Annotated in this window: 19 protein-coding genes; 12 read left to right on the forward strand and 7 right to left on the reverse strand. The window is 60.3% G+C overall.

What is annotated here, in order from left to right; all coding sequences use genetic code 11:
• Nucleotides 1–9: 9 nt before the first annotated feature.
• The gene (aroE, locus tag PSJE_RS19755) at nt 10–831 is read left to right on the forward strand and encodes a shikimate dehydrogenase (RefSeq protein WP_090452288.1); all 822 of its coding nucleotides are present in this window, start codon (nt 10–12) and stop codon (nt 829–831) included.
• A 117-nt stretch (nt 832–948) separates the two neighbouring features.
• On the opposite strand, the gene PSJE_RS19760 is transcribed toward aroE, so the two are convergent.
• The 3 genes from PSJE_RS19760 to betC all read right to left on the reverse strand — a co-directional run bounded on the left by PSJE_RS19760 (nt 949) and on the right by betC (nt 5,189).
• The gene (locus tag PSJE_RS19760) at nt 949–2,517 is read right to left on the reverse strand and encodes a SulP family inorganic anion transporter (protein ID WP_090452290.1); all 1,569 of its coding nucleotides are present in this window, start codon (nt 2,515–2,517) and stop codon (nt 949–951) included.
• A gap of 220 nt (nt 2,518–2,737) precedes the next feature.
• The gene (gene choX / locus PSJE_RS19765) at nt 2,738–3,658 is read right to left on the reverse strand and encodes a choline ABC transporter substrate-binding protein (protein ID WP_090452292.1); all 921 of its coding nucleotides are present in this window, start codon (nt 3,656–3,658) and stop codon (nt 2,738–2,740) included.
• A gap of 16 nt (nt 3,659–3,674) precedes the next feature.
• Nucleotides 3,675–5,189, reverse strand: coding sequence for a choline-sulfatase (gene betC, locus PSJE_RS19770; RefSeq protein ID WP_057712635.1), 1,515 nt, complete (start codon nt 5,187–5,189; stop codon nt 3,675–3,677).
• A 114-nt stretch (nt 5,190–5,303) separates the two neighbouring features.
• Between betC and PSJE_RS19775 the strand changes: the two genes are divergently transcribed.
• Nucleotides 5,304–6,254 (forward strand): choline sulfate utilization transcriptional regulator, encoded by a 951-nt coding sequence (locus tag PSJE_RS19775; protein WP_057712634.1) that lies wholly within the window; start codon nt 5,304–5,306, stop codon nt 6,252–6,254.
• Here the strand turns inward: PSJE_RS19775 and PSJE_RS19780 are convergent.
• Nucleotides 6,251–6,913 carry an NAD(P)-dependent oxidoreductase gene (locus PSJE_RS19780; RefSeq protein ID WP_090452294.1) on the reverse strand — a complete coding sequence of 221 codons (663 nt, stop codon included), beginning with the start codon at nt 6,911–6,913 and terminating at the stop codon, nt 6,251–6,253. The genes PSJE_RS19775 and PSJE_RS19780 overlap by 4 nt on opposite strands.
• A gap of 86 nt (nt 6,914–6,999) precedes the next feature.
• On the opposite strand from PSJE_RS19780, the gene PSJE_RS19785 reads away from it, so the two are divergent.
• Nucleotides 7,000–7,326, forward strand: a complete 327-nt coding sequence (locus PSJE_RS19785; protein WP_057397350.1) for a DOPA 4,5-dioxygenase family protein — start codon at nt 7,000–7,002, stop codon at nt 7,324–7,326.
• On the opposite strand, the gene PSJE_RS19790 is transcribed toward PSJE_RS19785, so the two are convergent.
• Nucleotides 7,327–7,728: a GFA family protein gene (locus PSJE_RS19790; protein WP_090452296.1), complete on the reverse strand. Its 402-nt coding sequence runs from the start codon at nt 7,726–7,728 to the stop codon at nt 7,327–7,329. It lies immediately after the preceding gene.
• 319 nt (nt 7,729–8,047) lie between these two features.
• Here PSJE_RS19790 and PSJE_RS19795 point away from each other — a divergent pair, with 319 nt between their 5' ends.
• The 9 genes from PSJE_RS19795 to PSJE_RS19835 all read left to right on the forward strand — a co-directional run bounded on the left by PSJE_RS19795 (nt 8,048) and on the right by PSJE_RS19835 (nt 18,370).
• Complete coding sequence (locus tag PSJE_RS19795) at nt 8,048–9,355, forward strand: CitMHS family transporter (RefSeq protein ID WP_008045759.1); 1,308 nt, start codon at nt 8,048–8,050, stop codon at nt 9,353–9,355.
• A gap of 85 nt (nt 9,356–9,440) precedes the next feature.
• Nucleotides 9,441–10,208: a TerC family protein gene (locus tag PSJE_RS19800; protein ID WP_090452298.1), complete on the forward strand. Its 768-nt coding sequence runs from the start codon at nt 9,441–9,443 to the stop codon at nt 10,206–10,208.
• A 293-nt stretch (nt 10,209–10,501) separates the two neighbouring features.
• Nucleotides 10,502–12,160, forward strand: coding sequence for a Na/Pi cotransporter family protein (locus tag PSJE_RS19805; RefSeq protein WP_090452300.1), 1,659 nt, complete (start codon nt 10,502–10,504; stop codon nt 12,158–12,160).
• Between the two features lie 56 nt (nt 12,161–12,216).
• Nucleotides 12,217–13,593 carry a M16 family metallopeptidase gene (locus PSJE_RS19810; protein ID WP_090452302.1) on the forward strand — a complete coding sequence of 459 codons (1,377 nt, stop codon included), beginning with the start codon at nt 12,217–12,219 and terminating at the stop codon, nt 13,591–13,593.
• 185 nt (nt 13,594–13,778) lie between these two features.
• Complete coding sequence (locus PSJE_RS19815; protein WP_057712627.1) at nt 13,779–14,807, forward strand: DUF5924 family protein; 1,029 nt, start codon at nt 13,779–13,781, stop codon at nt 14,805–14,807.
• A 54-nt stretch (nt 14,808–14,861) separates the two neighbouring features.
• A complete protein-coding gene (locus PSJE_RS19820; RefSeq protein WP_057712626.1) occupies nt 14,862–16,010 on the forward strand; it encodes an ABC transporter permease in 1,149 nt (382 codons plus the stop codon).
• Nucleotides 16,007–16,810, forward strand: coding sequence for an ABC transporter ATP-binding protein (locus tag PSJE_RS19825; protein WP_057712625.1), 804 nt, complete (start codon nt 16,007–16,009; stop codon nt 16,808–16,810). The genes PSJE_RS19820 and PSJE_RS19825 overlap by 4 nt, the downstream gene beginning before the upstream one ends.
• A 1-nt stretch (nt 16,811) precedes the next feature.
• Nucleotides 16,812–17,750 (forward strand): MlaD family protein, encoded by a 939-nt coding sequence (locus PSJE_RS19830; RefSeq protein WP_090452304.1) that lies wholly within the window; start codon nt 16,812–16,814, stop codon nt 17,748–17,750.
• A complete protein-coding gene (locus tag PSJE_RS19835) occupies nt 17,747–18,370 on the forward strand; it encodes an ABC-type transport auxiliary lipoprotein family protein (protein WP_090452306.1) in 624 nt (207 codons plus the stop codon). The genes PSJE_RS19830 and PSJE_RS19835 overlap by 4 nt, the downstream gene beginning before the upstream one ends.
• A 124-nt stretch (nt 18,371–18,494) precedes the next feature.
• Here PSJE_RS19835 and PSJE_RS19840 read toward each other — a convergent pair whose 3' ends face one another.
• Complete coding sequence (locus PSJE_RS19840) at nt 18,495–19,145, reverse strand: HAD family hydrolase (RefSeq protein ID WP_090452308.1); 651 nt, start codon at nt 19,143–19,145, stop codon at nt 18,495–18,497.
• Between the two features lie 25 nt (nt 19,146–19,170).
• Nucleotides 19,171–19,716: a gamma carbonic anhydrase family protein gene (locus PSJE_RS19845; RefSeq protein ID WP_090452310.1), complete on the reverse strand. Its 546-nt coding sequence runs from the start codon at nt 19,714–19,716 to the stop codon at nt 19,171–19,173.
• Nucleotides 19,717–19,740: the final 24 nt, after the last annotated feature.

Raw genomic sequence — 19,740 nt, forward strand, 5'->3', positions numbered from 1 at the left:
GGAATCCTGATGGACCGTTATGTCGTATTCGGTAACCCGATTGGCCACAGCAAGTCGCCGCTGATCCATCGCCTGTTCGCCGAGCAGACCGCGCAGAAACTGGATTACAACACGCTGCTGGCGCCACTCGACGACTTTTCCACTTGTGCCCGGAGGTTTTTCCTAGAAGGACGCGGCGCCAACGTGACGGTGCCGTTCAAGGAAGAAGCCTATCGGCTGGCGAACAGCCTGACGGCGCGGGCGCAACGGGCCGGAGCGGTGAACACCCTGAGCAAACTGGCCGATGGCAGTCTGCTGGGCGACAACACCGACGGTGCCGGGCTGGTGCGGGACCTGACGGTCAACGCCGGGTTCAGCCTCAAGGGCAAACGCATCCTGCTGCTCGGTGCTGGCGGTGCGGTGCGCGGTGCTTTGGAGCCGTTGCTGGCCGAGCAACCGGCCTCGGTGATCATCGCCAACCGCACGGTGGACAAGGCCGAGCTGCTGGCGGAACTGTTCTGCGATCTGGGGCCGATCTCGGCCAGCGGCTACGACTGGTTGCAGGAGTCGGTGGACTTGATCATCAACGCGACCTCGGCGAGCCTGACCGGTGATGTGCCGCCTATTGCCCCCAGCTTGATTGAGCCTGGCAAAACGGTGTGCTACGACATGATGTACGGCAAGGAACCGACCTCGTTCTGCCGCTGGGCCAGCGAACACGGGGCGGCGGTGTCGATGGATGGCTTGGGCATGCTGGCCGAGCAAGCGGCGGAAGCGTTCTTCCTGTGGCGCGGCGTGCGCCCGGATACGGCGCCGGTGCTGGCTGAGCTCCGCCGGCAATTGGCCTTGTAACCTACTTGTAGGAGCGAGCTTGCTCGCGAAAAATCTGAAGGCGCTGTTGGGCATCTGGTTTTGCGCGTAATCGTTCACGACTTCGCGAGCTAGCTCGCTCCTACAGAGAGCGGTGTTTCAATCCTCAAACCGGATCGGGCATTTCTCCGCCCCTTCCAGCTTCCTCAACTCTTCCACCACCTGCGGCCGGGCCCGGCGCAAGGTCAGGCTGCGGTCCTGGCGAAGCAGGCGCCGCGCTTCCTGATGCAGCATTTCCACCCCTGAGTAGTCGATGAAGTTGATCTGCTGCGCCTCGATCACCACACGCACGCCGTGCATGCGTTGCAGGCGCACTTGCAGGTAATGGCTGGCGCCGAAAAAAATCGAGCCCCCCACCCGCAGAATGTCTTCCTCGCCATCTCGCACATGCTGCACCCGTGGTTGCGATGTGCGTTTGAGGTAGAAAAAAAGCGAGGCCAACACGCCAGCGTAGATCGCCGTCTGCAACTCCAGCAGCAGCGTGGCGACGCAGGTCAGCGCCATGACCACAAATTCGGCGCGGCTGACCCGCAACAACGCGCGAATGCCGCGATGGTCCACCAGTCCCCAGGCGATCAACAGAATGCTGCCGGCCATGGCTGGAATCGGGATGTGCGCGATCAGGCTCGCGCCGAAGATCGCAAACAGCGCCACCCACAATGCCGAAAAAATCCCGGCCAGCGGCGAACAGGCCCCCGCTTCGTAGCTCAGGCCTGAGCGAGTGAAGGAGCCGGCCGACAGCGATCCGGAAAAAAACGCACCGACGATATTCGACAAGCCCTGGGCGCGGACTTCCTGATTCGCGTCGAGTAATTGCTGCGAACGTGCCGAGATCGAGCGGGCGATCGACAGGCTGGTTACTAGCCCGAGCATTCCGACCGCCACCGCGCTGGGCAGCAGGCGCAGGATCAGATCCAGGTCCAGGGGTAACGGGCTGAAGGGCGGCAGTTTGCCGGTGAAGGCGCTTACCAGTTGCACATGGCCGAACATTGATGGCCAGAGCCAAACCAGCAAGCCGCCGAGAATCAGGGTGATCAAGAGCGTCGGCCAGCGTGGCAGCAGCAGTTTGAGGATCACGCCGACCACCACGGTCGCCAGACCCAGCGCCAGCGAAGGTTTGTCCATTTCGCCGAGATGGCGCAACAACGTGATGAAACTATCCAGCGCGGTGGCCTGGCTGGGCAAGTCCAGCCCCAGCAGGTTAGGCAATTGACCGATGGCAATCACCACGGCAGCACCCAGGGTGAAGCCGAGTACCACCGAGTGCGAGACGAAATTCACCAGCGCGCCGAACCGCAGCAAACCCAGCAGCCACTGAAAGATACCGGCAAGAAACGTCAGCAACAGGATCAGCATGACGTAGTCCTGCGACGCTGGAACGGCCAGAGGACTGACGCTGGCATACAGGACAATGGAGATGGCGGCCGTAGGACCGCAGATCAAATGCCACGACGAACCCCAGAGGCAGGCGATCAGAACGGGAATGATTGCGGCGTACAGGCCGTATTCCGGTGGCAGGCCGGCGATCAGTGCGTAGGCAATGGATTGCGGCAACGCGAGGATCGCGCCGCTGAGGCCGACGATCAGGTCGCGCCCGACACTGGCGCGGGTTTGCCGGGGTAGCCAGGTGAGGAAAGGGAAGAGTGAATGGCGGCTGGGAAGGGCCATGGGTCCTCTCGGGTGGGGATTTTGCGCAAGGGTAGCAGGACAAGGCGATCATTGTGGCGAGGGGGCTTGCCCCCGTTGGACGGCGCAGCCGTCCCAAAACCATTGAATGTGGTTTATCAGGTAGACCGCATTCAATGGTTTTACGATCGCTTCGCAATCGAACGGGGCGGTGCGGCGGTCCGACAAGCCCCCTCGCCACAAAGACCATATCGCCTCTGGTTTAGAGTTTGGCTTTGACCGCTGGCAAAGCATCCTTGCCATCCACTGTCTTCACCCCATCGAGCCATTTATCCAGCACTGCCGGGTTGGCCTTGATCCACGCCTTGGCCGCGTCGGCATTGCTGACCTTCTTGTTCACCACCTCGGCCATGATGCTGTTTTCCATCTCCTGAGTGAAACTCAGGTTGGTCAGCAGTTTGCCGACGTTCGGGCAGGCCTGTGCATAACCTTTTCGGGTCAGGGTATGCACGCTGCCGGTGTCACCGAAGTATTTCTCGCCACCCTTCAGATAATGCATTTTCAACTGCACGTTCATCGGGTGCGGGGTCCAGCCGAGGAAGGTCACGAATTTCTGTTTTTTCACCGCACGGGACACTTCCGCCAGCATCGCCTGCTCGCTGGACTCGACCAGTTTCCACTGGCCCATGTCGAAATCGTTTTTCTTGATGATCTCTTGCAGCGAGATGTTTGCCGGTGCACCGGAGCCGATGCCATAGATCTTGTGGTCGAACTTGTCGGCGTACTTGTTCAGGTCGGCAAAGTTATGCACACCCGCGTCCCACACGTAGTCCGGGACAGCGAGGGTGAATTCGGTGCCGTCGAGGTTCTTCGCCAGTTGCGTGACATCGCCGCTTGCGACGAATTTGTCGTAGAAGCCCTGCTGCGCCGGCATCCAGTTACCCAGGAACACATCGACCTGGCCGTCCTTCAACCCGCCAAAGGTGATCGGCACCGCGAGGGTGTCGACCTTGGCCTTGTAGCCCATGCCGTCCAGCAGAAACCCGGTGATGGCGTTGGTCGCGGCAATGTCGCTCCAGCCCGGGTCGGCCATCTTCACCGTCTCGCAACTCTGATCGGCAAACGCCGAGGCACTGCTCAGAGCCAGGAGCCCGACCGTCAGTACTGTGGATAACCTTTGCATGGACTTCCCCTTAACATTATTGGTTTTGGCAGGGTTGTGGATAACGTGCTTTACGTTCCAGATCGTCGAGGTCGATGTGGTTGCGCATGTACTGCTGACTGGCGTCCACCAGCGGCTGGTGATCCCAGCTCTTGAGCTTGCCGAGGGTCAGCGCCTCGGCCACGAAGCGTCGGCGCCGCTGGCTGGCGAGCACCTGCTGGTGAATCGCCGGAATGTTCCATTTGGCCCGCGCTTCGGCGAGAAAATCGTCGAACAACTGGCGATGTTGCGGCGAATGACTGAGTTCTTCCAGTTCGCGAGGGTCATTCTGTACGTCGAAGAGTAGGCAAGGGTCGTCTTCGCTGTAGATGAATTTGTAGGCACCGCGACGGATCATCATCAACGGGCTGACGGTGCCTTCGGCCATGTATTCACCGAACACTTCATCGTGGCCGCCCTGCCCTTGCAGGTGCGGAACCAGCGAGCGGCCGTCCAGCGGCAAGCCCGGTTCCAGCGAGCCGCCGGCCAGTTCGACGAATGTCGGCAACAGGTCCGCCGTGGAAACACTGGCGCTGACCCGGCCGGCGCCGAACTGCCCCGGTGCGCTGACCAACAGCGGCACCCGTGCGGCCATTTCATACCAGTGCATTTTGTACCAGAGGCCGCGCTCGCCCAGCATGTCGCCGTGGTCACCGGAAAACACGATGATGGTGTCATCGATCAGCCCGGTATCTTCGAGGGTTTGCAGGAGTTTGCCGACGTTGCTGTCGATATAGCTGCACGCGCCGAAATAGGCGCGACGGGCATCGCGGATCTTATCCACAGGCAGTGGCTTGTCCCACAGGTCGTAGACCTTGAGCAAACGTTGCGAGTGCGGATCGAGGTCATGCGGGTCCGGGGTTGTAGGCAGCGGGATATCGGCATCGTCGTACAAATCCCAGAAAGCCTTGGGAATGGTGTACGGATCGTGCGGGTGAGTCATCGAAACGGTCAGGCAGAACGGCTGGTCGCCATCCTCGCGGATATGGTCGAACAGGTACTGCTGGGCCTTGAACACCACCTCTTCGTCGAAATCCAGTTGATTGGTGCGTACGCACGGGCCGGCTTGCAGCACCGATGACATATTGTGATACCAGGTCGGGCGCACGTCCGGTTCATCCCAGTTTACCGCCCAGCCGTAGTCGGCCGGGTAAATGTCACTGGTCAGGCGTTCTTCGTAGCCGTGCAACTGGTCTGGCCCGCAGAAATGCATCTTGCCCGACAGGGCGGTGCGGTACCCGAGACGGCGCAGGTAATGGGCGTAGGTCGGTACGTCAGCGGGGAAATCGGCGGCGTTGTCGTAGGCGCCGATCTTGCTCGGCAACTGGCCGCTGACCAGTGTGAAACGCGATGGCGCGCACAATGGGCTGTTGCAATAGGCGGAGTCAAACACCACGCCTTGTGCGGCGAGGCGACTGAGATTGGGCAGTTTGATGGGCGATGGGCCGTAGAACGGCAACATTGGCGCGGCCATTTGATCGGCCATGATGAAAAGAATGTTCTTGCGCTTCATGTGATCGCGGCATTCCATAGTGGATGTTTATGCGAGAGTGCTGGCCTTGAGAATGAAACCCTCGCACCTTGCGGTAAAGCCCATACGCGGCAATGACTAGGATAAGCACAGCTTATGTATGACGCCCTTGGTGACCTGTCACTGGATCTGCTTCGCGCCTTCGAAGCGGCGGCCCGTCAGCGCAGCTTCACAGCGGCGGCGGTTGAACTGGGCACCACGCAACCGGCCATCAGCCAGCAGATCAAGCGCCTGGAAGAACAACTGGCAACACGCCTGTTCGACCGCATTTATCGCGGAATCGAACTGACAGAAGCTGGGCAGATTCTTTTTGAGCAGGTTCAGCTCGGTTTGCAGAATATCGACGCAGGATTGAGCGCAATCAGCGCACAGCAACAGCATGAAGTGCTGCAGGTGGCCACGGATTTTGCCTTCGCCGCCTATTGGTTGATGCCGCGTCTACACCGCTTTCACGCGGCCAATCCGCAGGTGGATGTCAGCCTGGTCACCAGTGAACGCAGCCATAACATGCTACGTACCGATATCGATGTGGCGGTGCTGTTCGGCGATGGCCGCTTCAAGCAGGGTGAAAGCCATTGGCTGTTCAGTGAGGAAGTGTTTCCGGTGTGCAGCCCGCAGCTGTTGAGCGAGCGTCCACTGCCCTTGCCAGCCCAGGCATTGCTGGAGTTCCCTTTGTTGCACCTGCGTGGGGAACACAGCAGTAACTGGTTCGACTGGAGTGGTGTGTTCCGCGAGTTGGGCATTACCTCGCCCCCGGCGCCCGGGCAGTTGCGCTTCGATAATTACACCTTGCTGATTCAGGCGGCGATTGGCGGCCAGGGCGTGGCCATCGGCTGGCGCCACCTTGTGGATAACTTGCTGGCGCAAGGATTGTTGTGTCGACCGATCGGCGAAACGGTGATGTCGAGGCTGGGTTACTACGTGGTTCTGCCCCAGCGCAAAAGACGCGGAGCATTGATCCAGCAGTTTGTGGATTGGTTGATGGCCGAACAGGCCTGCAGTGCGCAATCGCTCAACGGCCTGACGCTGCCGTCCATTGCGGTTTAACTGTCGGTTGCGATGAAGTTGACGTGCTCGCCGATGTGCAGGTTCAGGTGCAATTCATCGGCAATGCCCACGGCAGTGCGGGCCAGCCGTTTGAGCGGTTCAGCCAACCCCGGTTCGGGGTTGCCACCGATGTTGGCAAAGTGTTCGATGGTCAGCCCTGGTACCCCGCGCGGTTCGTTAACCAGCGTCCACTTCAAAGGACTGCTTTGCAGTGCCTCGCGGATTTCCTCGGCGGCGTGACGTTGCAAGCTATCCTCGGTTTCCGGGTCGTCCAGCACGTCGAAATCACCCACCAGAAACAATCGGGCGATGTTTGCTGCCTGCATGCCATCGATGAGCGCATCCACTGCCAGCACCTGCTCGACCGGGCCGGGCACGATGGTTTTTTCCACGTGTTCGCTATTGAACGGTAACCCTGGTGCGTCCAGTAAGCAGATAACCACTGAACTGCCGGCCACACTCTGCTTGACCCGTTGCGCGTCGAACAGGTCGCCAGTCTTGGTGCGCAGCCCCGGACGGGGTGCCAGCGCCGTCAGGTCATCGAGAATCGCGATCACTTCATGCTGGCGTCGCAGCATTTCAGCCATCAGCGCACTGCCCAGGCTACTCATGGCACCATAAAGCACCACTTTCACGACGGGGGTTTCGGCATTTTTCATGGCTGGGCTTCCTGTTTTCCAGCGTCTATATAACGTATGACCCGCAGGAAACGGCGAGGGTTCGAACAGCTTTCAGAGGGGTTCAGATGCAGCAGATAACGGGCTACCACGCCCACGTTTATTTCGATGCCAGCACGATCGGGCAGGCGCGGGCCTTGTGTGAACAGGCGGCGCAATTGTTTCCACTGAAAATGGGCCGCGTGCACGAGCGCCCGGTTGGTCCGCACCCGGACTGGAGCTGCCAGTTGGCGTTCGAACCGCAGGTGCTGGGCGACGTTCTGCCGTGGCTGGCGCTGAACCGCAAGGGGCTGGTGGTGTTCCTGCACCCGGACACCGGCGACGATTTGCTTGACCACACCGAGCACGCGATCTGGATGGGCGCGATTCGGCCGCTGGACCTGTCTGTTTTTTGATCAGAGTGTTTCTTCAGCCTCACCGGGCAAATGTTCGTCCAGATGCAGCCACGGCAAGCGGCTGTCGGTCCAGATGTGCCGCTCGGCTGGTGCTTGCTCAGGATGGTCGAGGGTGGCGATGGTCAGGTCGATGCTTTCCGGACTTAGTTGCGTCGCTAGTGCCAGTTGCGCCCCACAGTGGCCGCAGAAATATCGCGCACAGGTGGATGAAGAATCGTACCGCGCCGGCGTCCCGGCCAGCCATTGAAAGGCGGATGCCGGCACGGTTATCCAAGTGGTCACTATGCCGCCGCTGACCCGCCGGCAAATCGAACAATGGCAGTGGGCGATATCGTGCAGCGGCCCGCTGAATTGATAGCGCAGTTGCCCGCAATGGCAGCCGCCGGTGTGAAGCTCGCCCATGTTCAACCTCCCGCCCTGTGTTCAGGGACTTGAAACCCAATCCGACGATCGGTTGCACATCCGGTCCTTGCTTTCATTGGCGAAAGCTGGCTGAAAGCTTCCCCGATTAGGATCGCCCCCACTACCGGCAACAGACCGGTTGGCCAATGCCAGCGTTTATCGCTCGCACAGCCCATTTAACAACAACAATGGTGATTCTGATGTCCTCTTCCATCCGCCGCTTCGCTGCAACTCCGCCCGTACGTCTCGTGCTTCCCGTTCTGCGCTGATCCCGCCTGATCCGCCCATTCCCTAGCCGCGCTACGCCTGGAGTATTCCCATGCTGACTTTCCTTGGCTTCGCCATGGTCATCACGTTCATGTTCCTGATCATGACCAAGCGCCTGTCCGCGCTGATCGCCCTGATCATCATTCCAATCATCTTTGCCCTGTTCGGCGGTTTTTCGCCGAAAATCGGTCCGATGATGCTCGAAGGCATTACCAAGCTTGCGCCAACCGGCGTGATGCTGATGTTCGCTATCTTGTACTTCGCCCTGATGATCGACTCCGGCCTGTTCGACCCGGCCGTGCGCAAGATCCTCAAACTGGTCAAGGGCGACCCGCTGAAAGTTTCGGTCGGCACCGCCGTTCTGGCGCTCGTTGTCTCCCTCGATGGTGACGGCGCGACCACTTATATGATCTGCGTGGCCGCCATGCTGCCGCTCTACAGCCGTATCGGCATGAGCCCGCGAATCATGGCCGGCCTGATCATCCTCGCCGGTGGCGTGATGAACATGACCCCATGGGGTGGCCCGACCGCTCGCGCCGCCAGTGCGTTGCATGTGGATCCGTCCGACATCTTCGTACCGATGATTCCTGCGATGCTGGCTGGTGTGGTGGCGATCCTGGTCATTGCCTACTTCTACGGCAAGCGTGAACGTGCACGCCTGGGTGAACTGCACCTGGTGGGCGATGAAATCGACCACAGTGAAATCAGCGTTTCGCAGTTCCCGGATGCCCGTCGTCCGAAGCTGATCTGGTTCAATGGCGCCCTGACCCTGGCCCTGATGTGCACCCTGATCGCCGGCCTGCTGCCGTTGCCGGTACTGTTCATGGTGGCGTTCAGTATCGCCATGATCGTCAACTATCCTTGCCTGCAACAGCAGAAGGATCGCGTCGCGGCTCACGCCGGTAGCGTACTGGCGGTGGTCGGGTTGATCTTTGCGGCCGGTATCTTCACCGGTATCCTGACCGGCACCGGGATGGTCGACGCCATGTCGAAGAGCCTGTTGGCGGTGATTCCGGACTTCCTCGGCCCGTACCTGGCAGTGATCACGGCGCTGGTAAGCATGCCGTTCACTTTCTTCATGTCGAACGATGCATTTTATTACGGCGTGTTACCGGTACTTGCCGAAGCCGCCAGCCATTACGGTATAACCGCAGTGGAAATGGCACGTGCCTCGATCGTCGGTCAGCCCGTCCACCTGTTGAGCCCGCTGGTTCCATCGACCTACCTGTTGGTGGCCCTGGCTGGCATCGACTTCGGTGACCACCAGCGCTTCACTCTCAAGTGGGCAGTGCTGGTTTGTATCTGCATACTGATTGCTGCACTGCTGTTGGGGACTTTCCCGGTGTTCAGCACTCTATAAGCCCAAGACTCACCACTTCGGGTCCAGGCTTCGCTGTTTGAAGCCCGGGCCCGTTTTGGTTTAACAATCGCTCAAAGGAATACACATGGAATGGCTGACCAACCCTGAAATCTGGGTTGCCTTCTTCACCCTGACCGCCCTGGAAATCGTCCTGGGTATCGATAACATCATCATGATTTCGATCCTGGTCAGCCGCATGCCCAAACACATGCAGGCGCGCACCCGGATTTTCGGTCTGGCGCTGGCCATGATCACGCGAATCCTGCTTCTGCTGTCGATCACCTGGGTCATGCGCCTGACGGCGGACCTGTTCGTAGTATTCGGCCAGGGTATTTCCGGACGCGACCTGATCCTGTTCTTCGGTGGTCTGTTCCTGCTGTGGAAGAGCTCGCAAGAGATGTACCACGCGCTGGAAGGTGAAGACGAAACCAACGAAGAGCCTTCGGGCAAGGGCGGCAACTTCCTCTACACCATCGTCCAGATTGCGATCATCGACATCGTATTCTCCCTGGACTCGGTGATCACTGCGGTCGGCATGGTGTCCCACGTACCGGTCATGGTCGCGGCAATCATCGTGGCCGTACTGGTGATGATGTGGGCATCTGGCACCATCAGTGAGTTCATCGACAAGCACCCATCGCTGAAGATGCTGGCGCTGTCGTTCCTGCTGATCGTCGGTACGGTGCTGATTGCCGAATCCCTGGACGTGCACGTGCCAAAAGGCTACGTCTACTTCGCCATGGCGTTCTCGCTGGCGGTGGAAGCGATCAACATCAGGATGCGCACTGCCATCGCGAAAAAGAAGAAACAGCAGGATCCGGTAAGGCTGCGCAAGGACATTCCGGGCCAGTAACCCGGTAGCGGTAAATACGCAAAACCTGTGGGAGCGAGCTTGCTTGCGATGGTGGTCTGTCAGTCAACGTCAAAGTTGAATCTGATGGCCTCATCGCGAGCAAGCTCGCTCCCACAGTGTTTTGTGTGGCTGGAAGATCGCTCTTTTCATGACAGTTTTGTTTCAATCGCGTCTTTGGCTATGCGATGCTGGCGCGCAGACCGTTAGCCAACTACAGCTTAAGTACAGAACGTAGAACGTCGCGCGGTACCGTCAACTTGCTCCTTTGGGGCGCTACACCACAGGGGGTCATTATGCTCACCCTGCTCAATTTGCTTTCTGCCGTGGCCCTGCTGATCTGGGGCACGCACATCGTCCGAACCGGCATCCTGCGGGTCTACGGCACCAACTTGCGCCATGTCATCAGCCATAACATGTCCAACCGCTGGCTGGCTTTCCTCTCCGGGATCGCCGTGACGGCGATGGTCCAGAGCAGCAACGCCACCGCGATGCTGGTCACCTCCTTTGTCGGCCAGGGCCTGATGGCGCTTACGCCAGCGTTGGTCACCATGCTCGGTGCCGATGTCGGTACGGCCCTGATGGCGCGGGTGCTGACGTTCGATCTGTCGTGGTTGTCGCCGTTGCTGATTTTTGCCGGGGTGATTTTCTTTCTGTCGCGCAAGCAGACCCGACTCGGGCAGATGGGCCGTGTCGCCATTGGCTTGGGGTTGATCATTCTGGCGCTGCAACTGATTGTTGAAGCCGCGCACCCGATTACCCATGCCAAAGGGGTGAAGGTGATTTTCGCCTCGCTCACCGGCGATATCCTGCTCGACGCCTTGGTCGGCGCGCTGTTCGCGATGCTTTCCTATTCCAGCCTGGCCGCTGTATTGCTCACCGCGACCCTGGCGGGCGCCAACGTGATCAGCCTGCCGGTGGCCATCGGGCTCGTGATCGGCGCCAATATCGGCAGCGGCGTACTCGCGTTCCTCAGCACCAGCATGCAGAACGCCGCGGGGCGCCAAGTGGCGCTGGGCAGCCTGCTGTACAAACTGATTGGTCTTTTACTGATCATTCCAGTGCTCGATCCGCTGGTGCACTGGCTCGATGGCCTGGACTTCAGCCCTCAGGAAATGGTCATTGGCTTTCACCTGCTCTACAACATCGCGCGTTGCCTGATCTTGCTGCCCAGTGTTGGGCCGATGGCCAGGTTTTGTGCCTGGGTGCTGCCGGAGCGCCCGCTGGCCAACGGTACGGCCAAGCCCCGACACCTTGACCCCACGGCGTTGGTCACCCCCGGTTTGGCGCTGGCCAACGCAGCCCGGGAAACCCTGCGCATGGGCGACCTGATCGACAACATGCTCGAAGCCATGCTCGACGTGTTGCGCGGAAAGCAAACCGCCGTCACCCAGGAAATGCGGCGCCTGACCGACGATGTCGAAGCGCTCTACAGCGCGATCAAGTTGTATTTGGCGCAAATGCCCCGGGAAGATCTCAGCGATCAGGACAGCCGGCGCTGGGCGGAAATCATCGAACTGGCGATCAACCTGAAACTGGCTAGCGACTTGATCGAACGCATGCTGCGCAAGGTCCAGCAGCAGAAAACCTCGCAGCGCCGGTCGTTTTCCGAAGTGGGGCTGGACGAATTGACCGGGCTTCAAACTCAGTTGATTTCCAACCTGCGGCTCGGGATGTCGGTGTTTCTCAGTGGCGACCCGGAAAGTGCCCGCCAGCTGGTGCGTGAAAAACGTCGTTTCCGCGCACAGGAACGGCGCCTGGCTCACGCTCATGTCAGCCGCTTGCAACGTAAAATCGTGCAAAGTATCGAAACCAGTTCGTTGCACCTGGAGCTGATCGCCGACATGAAGCGTCTTAATTCGCTGTTTTGCAGCAGTGCCTACGTGGTGCTGGAAACATCGGACACAGGTGCGCTGGTGGTCGACGATTTGAGCGACATCACTCATTCACCCTGAACGTCCACAGTTGCCTGAAGTCTGTTGAACTTACGCTAGCCGTACGGAAGCTCGTTATGCGTTGTCTGTTGTTCGCCTGCCTGTTGCTAGGTTCACTCCCGTCATTCGCCCTGGATCGCTTCCAGGTCGAGGGCTACACCCTGCGCAACGGTTTGCAGTTGCTGCTCAAGCCCGGCACTGACCATGGGCATGTGGCGATCCGGCTGGTGGTCGGCGTTGGCCTGGACGATTTCAAGTGCGAAGAAAAGGAGTTGCCGCATCTGCTGGAACACTTGTTGTTCAGCGGTATCGACGCCAGCGGCGAAGGCGGCCTGGAAGAAAGCATGCAGGCTCTGGGCGGCGAGTGGAACGCGTTCACCAGTAATGCCGATACGACTTTCGTCATCGAAGCCCCGGCGAAAAACCAGCGCAAGGTGCTCGACCTGTTGCTGGCGCTGCTGACCCAGACCCGCTTCGACGACAGCGCCATCAAAGCGGCCAAGCAAGTGGTCGAGCGTGAAGACGGCGGCCACTACTCGCACCTGCAGCGCTGGCTCGATCGTCAGGACCTCGGCCACACGGCCAGCAACCAACTGGCCGTGGAGTTGGGCCTCAAATGCCCGGAGCGTGCGCAGGTCGATGACCTGACCCGTGAACAACTGGAGCAGGTGCGCAAGGACTGGTATGCGCCGAACAACATGACCCTGATCGTGGTCGGCGACCTCGACAAGTTGCTGCCAGCCTATCTGGAGCGGGCGTATGGCGCGCTGGAGGCGATCACCCCTGGCGAGCATCCGCCGCTGCCGCAAATCCAGGCCAGCGCCACCCATGAGCGCACCTTGACCCACAGTCTGGTCGGCAACGGCGCCAAGTTGCACTGGCTGGTGCCGGAGCCGGTACTGGAGGATGGGCACGATGAAACCTTCGATTTGCTCAAGGACTATCTGGATTGGGCGCTTTATCGCCAGCTACGCCTGGCTCACGGTTTGTCCTACGGCCCGTGGGCGGAGCGCGAGGTGTTCGGCGGCGTGGGTTTCATGAGCCTCAACGCCGACCTTGAGCGCGACGCCGTGGCCGATGCCGAACAAGTACTCGAGGACCTGAAGGCCGGTCTGCTCAAGGACGGCCTCAATGCCGACACCTTCAACCGCCTCAAGCAGGCCGCGATTGCCCGCCAGGCCTGGGCCGTACAAGGCAACAGCGCGTTGGCCGACTACTACTGGAGCGCCATCGGTAACTACGAGGACGGTCACTTCACCAACCCGGCCCGGGAGCTGCAAGGGGTGACCCTGGAAGAAGCGAACAAGGCCGTGCGTGAATTGCTCCTGCAACCGGGGTATTTGCGGATCGAGAAGCCTTTGTTCAGTTTTGACCAGTTGATGTGGCTGGTGGTCGGTGGGGTGGGCTTGATCGTGTTGATGTTGGTGGGCTGGCGTTTGCACCGCAGGAAGTAACCATTCCATGTGACAACGGACTGAGAGGCCTGCCGGTTCCCTGTGGGAGCGAGCTTGCTCGCGATAGCGGATTGTCAGCCGCCGAAAATGTTGGATGTGCCGGCCTCATCGCGAACCCTCGCCACAGCGCCGCACCAGCGGTACCCTGTCGAGGTTTTTTCCTACGACGACTGTGAAACCACCGAATGCAAAACCTATCCCTTTTCGTACAGCGCATCCTTGATTTGATGAAGCGGTACCCTGGGGTCATTGCGCTCTTTGGTTTCATCTCCGGGGTGGGCAGTTTCATTCTGGTCGATCGCCAGCAAGGCCTGGCGAGCTGGATCACCACCATCATGCTGATCAGCTGGATCTGGCTGATGCTGGAAAACAGCTTGACCAAGCTGTTCACGCGCATCTTCAAGCGCGAAATACCGGAACCGTTGTTGCGTTACGCAACGCAGATGATCCATCAGGAAAGCCTGTTCTTTGTCCTGCCGTTCTTCTTCATCACCACGACGTGGAACAGCGGCCAGTTGTTTTTCACCGGGTTGCTGGGCGTGGCGGCGCTGATTTCGATCGTCGACCCGCTCTACTACAAGTGGCTGGCTCCACGGCGCTGGGCGTTTCTGGCTCTGCACACCCTGACCCTGTTCGCCGCGCTGCTCACCGCATTGCCGGTGATCATGCACCTGACCACCGCGCAAAGTTTCAAATGGGCACTGGGTATCTCGGTACTGCTGTCGTTCCCGAGCCTGGCGTCGATCTTCCCGATTCGTACCCTGCGCAATGCGCTGGCGATCTTGAGTATCACCCTGGGCATCGGCGCCGTTGGTTGGGAGCTGCGCTCGTGGGTGCCGCCGGCGACGCTGTGGATGACCGACGTGGCCATCAGTACGCAAATGCAGGATCGCACACCTGGCGCCAGTCTCGACGAAGTCAGCGCCGAACAGATCCGTAATGGTGGGCTTTACGCGTACACCGCGATCAACGCCCCGCGTGGCCTGGACGAGCGGATTTATCACGTCTGGCAGTTCAACGGTAAAGAGGTCGACCGCATCCCCCTGGATATTCGTGGCGGGCGCAAGGAAGGTTACCGGGCCTGGACCCACAAGCAGAACTTCCCGGGCAACCCGGCCGGTAAATGGCAGGTTAGGGTCCTGACCGAAGATGGCCAGGTCATTGGCGTGCTGCGCTTCAAAGTCACGGACAGCACAGCGATCAAAGAAAAGTAGTCCGGTTCGTGCTATTACGTAGAGCTGCGTAATCACTGAACAAGCACGGAGCTTATGATCAGCAGCACGATGGCCGGCAACGCCCGATTGGACTCCTCGAGCACCCCTGCGCGGTTGCGGGTGACGGGCGACTGGACGCTTGCCCATTACGCTGACCTCAAGCTGTTGAGCGAAAAACTCCACGGCCAGTACGACGCCAACACCCCCATCGACCTCAATGGTCTCGGCGCCCTCGACACCGCCGGTGCCTCGCTGTTGGTCGAGCTGCTCGGCTCCGAGCGCCTCGGTCGTTCTGCCGAACATCCTGATTGCACACTCTCTGCCGCTGATCGGGCGTTGCTGCAAACCGTCTACTGCTCGTTGACCGATTTCTGCGTACCGATCAAGGAACCGGAAGTCAGCGTTTCCATTCAGTTGCTGACCCGCATTGGCCGCGCGGTGGACACTGTCTGGCAGGACACCCTGCAACTGCTGGGTTTCGTCGGCCTGATCATCGAAACCATCGTCCGCGGCCTGTTCCGTCCCAAGCGCTGGCGCGTCACGCCGATGATCGCCCATATCGAACAGACTGGTCTCGACGCCGCCCCCATCGTTGCGTTGCTGACTTTTCTGGTGGGCGCCGTGGTGGCGTTTCTCGGGTCGACGGTGCTGGCCACTTTCGGCGCCACCGTCTTCACCGTGGACCTGGTGGGGTTTGCCTTCCTGCGCGAATTCGGTGTGCTGCTGACCGCGATCCTGATGGCCGGGCGCACCGCCAGTGCGTTCACGGCGCAAATCGGTTCGATGAAGGCCAACGAAGAAATCGACGCCATCCGCACCCTGGGCCTCGATCCCGTGGAGTTGCTGGTGGTGCCGCGGGTCCTGGCGTTGCTGATCGCCCTTCCGATGCTGACCTTCCTGGCGATGCTGTCAGGGATTATCGGCGGTGCCGTGGTCTGCGCGGTGGCGCTGGATATCTCGCCAGCGATGTTCCTGTCGCTGCTGCAAACGGACATCGGCGTTCAGCACTTTCTGGTGGGGATCGTCAAAGCGCCGGTGTTCGCCTTCCTCATCGCCGCCATCGGTTGCCTCGAAGGCTTCAAGGTCAGTGGCAGCGCTGAGTCTGTGGGCGCGCACACCACGTCGAGTGTGGTGCAGTCGATTTTCGTGGTGATCGTGATGGATGCGATCGCCGCGATGTTTTTCATGGAGATGGGTTGGTGAGTCGTATCCCCAGAGCGCCCTCCGAGGCGGTGATTGAAGTCCGTGGGTTGTGCAACCGTTTTGGAAGCCAGAGCGTGCACGAGAACCTCGACCTGGACTTGTACAAGGGCGAGATCCTCGCCGTGGTCGGCGGCTCCGGCAGCGGCAAGTCGGTGCTGCTGCGCAGCATTGTCGGGTTGCGCCAGCCCAGCGAAGGCGTGGTGAAAGTTTTCGGGAAAAACCTGCCGACCTTGTCCGAGCACGAGCGTTCGCTGGTGGAGCGGCGATTCGGCGTGCTGTTCCAGAAAGGCGCGCTGTTCTCTTCACTGACGGTGACCGAGAACGTCGCCCTGCCGCTGATCGAACACGCCGGCTTGAGCCGCAACGACGCCGAGCACCTGGCGGCGGTGAAAATGGCCCTGGCCGGGTTACCGCTGTCGGCCGCAGAGAAGTACCCCTCGTCGCTGTCCGGCGGCATGATCAAGCGCGCCGCGCTGGCCCGGGCATTGGCGCTGGACCCGGACATCCTGTTTCTCGACGAACCCACCGCCGGTCTCGACCCGATCGGCGCCGCCGCGTTCGACCAATTGATCCTGACCCTGCGCGATGCTTTGGGCCTGAGTGTCTTTCTGGTGACCCACGACCTCGACACGCTCTACACCATCACTGACCGGGTGGCGGTGCTGGCGCAGAAAAAAGTGCTGGTGGCGGACGCCATCGACAAGGTTTCGGAAACCAACGATGCGTGGATTCACGAATACTTCCATGGCCCTCGTGGCCGCGCGGCATTGACGGCCGCCCAACAGCTCAACGAGGTCTGACATGGAAACCCGAGCCCATCATGTATTGATCGGCCTGTTCACCGTGATTGTGGTGACGGCCGCGCTGCTGTTCGGCCTGTGGCTGGCCAAGTCCAGTGTCGACACCGAGTTCAAGGACTACGAAGTCGTGTTCAACGAGGCGGTCAGCGGTTTGTCCCAAGGTAGCTCGGTACAGTACAGCGGGATCAAGGTCGGCGACGTGATCTCGCTGCGCCTGGACCCGAAAGACCCGCGCCGGGTGCTGGCGCGAATTCGCTTGGCCGGCGATACCCCGGTCAAGGAGGACACCCAGGCCAAACTGGCCCTGACCGGCGTCACCGGGACTTCGATCATCCAACTCAGCGGCGGCACACCACAGAGTCCGACGCTCAAGGGCAAGGACGGTAACCTGCCGACCATCGTCGCCTCGCCCTCGCCCATCGCCCGGCTGCTCAACGACAGCGAAGACCTGATGGCCGGGGTGAGTACGCTGATGCATAACGCCAATCTGATGTTCTCCACGGAAAACATCGAGCGCATCAGCAACACCCTGGAGCACCTGGAGCAAACCACCGGGGCCATTGCCGATCAGCGCGGCGATATCCGCCAGACCATGCAGCAACTGGCCTCGGTGGGTAAGCAGGCCAACACCATGCTGGAGCAGACGACGGCGTTGATGCGCAATGCCAACGGGCTGCTCAACGAGCATGGCAAGGAAGCGCTGGGCAGTGCCGAGCAGGCGATGAAGTCGCTGCAGGAGAGCAGCGCCACCCTCAACAAACTGATCACCGCCAATCAGGATTCGCTCAACAGCGGCATGCAAGGCCTTAATGGCCTGGGCCCGGCGGTCCGTGAGATGCGCGAAACCCTGAGTTCGTTGCGCACCATCACCACACGCCTGGAAGCCAACCCCAGCGGTTACCTGCTGGGCAGTGACAAGACCAAGGAATTTACGCCATGAAGCTGATTCGGATTGCCCTCCTCGCTGGCTTCACATTGATCAGTTCGTGCTCGATCCTGCCCAAGCCCGAGCCCTTCGAGGTCTATCGATTGCCGTCGGCCCAGAGCGCATCGGCCAGCCATGGCACGCCGCAGCGCTGGTCGCTGCGCCTGAGCAAATTCCAGTCCAGCGAAGCGTTGAACAGTCCGAACATTGCCGTAATTCCCCAGGGCGATGTGATCAGCCACTACAAGGGTTCACGCTGGAGCGACCCGGCGCCGGTGCTGGTGCGCAATCGCCTGCTGGAAGGTTTCCAGCATGACGGGCGGGTGCCGCTGCTGAGCACCGATGACAGCATTTTCCAGACTGATCTTGAATTGGGCGGTAGCCTGCAGGCGTTCCAGACTGAATACCAGGGCACGAATGCCAGCGCGGTCGTGCGTCTGGATGCATTGCTGGTGCGCAGTTACGACCAGCGCATCCTCGCCAGCCGCCGCTTTGAAGTGCGCCAGCCGTTGAGCAATGTGCAAGTCCCGGCGGTGGTGGCGGGGTTTGGTCAGGCGAACGATCAGTTGACCGCGCAGGTGGTGAACTGGGCGGTTGAGCAAGGACAGAAACTCGCCCCGCCGCCCAGACCTTGAGGACTTGCGCAGTCCTGTGGGAGCGAGCTTGCTCGCGATGACTGAGGCACCTTCACAATCAATGTGCCTGACACACCGCTATCGCGAGCAAGCTCGCTCCCACAGTTGACTTGTGTCGGCCTGATCAGCTCGGCAAAAACGCCTGATGCAACTCTTCCAGCGTCTCAAAGTGATACGTCGGCGCTTCGGCGCTCAACTCTTCATGGCTGCCGAACCCGTAACCTACCGCCGCCGCGTCCAGGCCATTGCTGCGCGCGCCGATCAGGTCGTGCTTGCGGTCGCCGATCATCAAAGTGTTGGCCGGGTCCAGGTTTTCTTCGGCCATCAGGTGAGCGATCAGCTCGACCTTGTTGGTCCGGGTGCCGTCCAGTTCGCTGCCGTAAATCACCTTGAAGTGTTTGGCAAAATCGAAATGCCGGGCGATTTCCCGGGCGAACACCCACGGTTTCGAGGTCGCGATGTACAGCTGTCGCCCTTGTCCGCCCAGGGTTTCCAGTAGTGGCGTGACACCATCGAACACCCGGTTTTCGTAGAGGCCGGTGACCTTGAAGCGCTCGCGGTAGAAATTCACCGCTTCCCAGGCCCTGGCTTCATCGAAGTCGTAGAACTGCATGAACGCTTGCAACAGTGGCGGGCCGATAAAATGTTCGAGTTTGGCCAGGTCCGGCTCATCGATACCCAATTTGTCCAAAGCGAACTGGATCGAACGAGTAATGCCCTCGCGTGGGTCGGTCAGGGTGCCATCGAGGTCGAACAAAACGGTTTGGTAATGCATGTCGAATCCTGAATAAGGGGCCGGGTCAAAGCTGGTCGTAGCCTTCGGCCAGATGCAGGTCCTTGAGCTTCACGTAGTTCGCCGCGCTGTAGGTGAAAAACGCGCGTTCCTTGTCATTCAGCGGGCGGATCTGCTTCACCGGGCTGCCCACATACAGGAAGCCGCTTTGCAGATGCTTGCCCGGCGGTACCAGGCTGCCGGCACCGATGATCACCTCATCGTCGACCACCGCACCGTCCATGACGATGCTGCCCATGCCGATCAACACCCGGCTGCCCACCGAACAGCCATGCAGCATGACCTTGTGGGCGATGGTCACGTCATCACCGATCAGCAACGGAAAGCCGTCCGAGTTGAACGGCCCGGCGTGGGTGATGTGCAACACGCAGCCATCCTGCACGCTGGTGCGCGCGCCGATGCGGATTCGGTGCATGTCGCCACGGATCACTGTCAGCGGCCAGACCGAGCTGTCTTCGCCGATTTCAACGTCGCCGATCACCACCGCCGAGCCGTCGACAAAAGCGCCTTTACCCAGCAGCGGCGTGTGGTTCTGATACTTGCGAAGGTTCACGATAGGGTTTCTCTCTGTTGCTGA

The sequence above is a fragment of the Pseudomonas jessenii genome, assembly GCF_002236115.1.
GTDB lineage: Bacteria > Pseudomonadota > Gammaproteobacteria > Pseudomonadales > Pseudomonadaceae > Aquipseudomonas > Aquipseudomonas jessenii.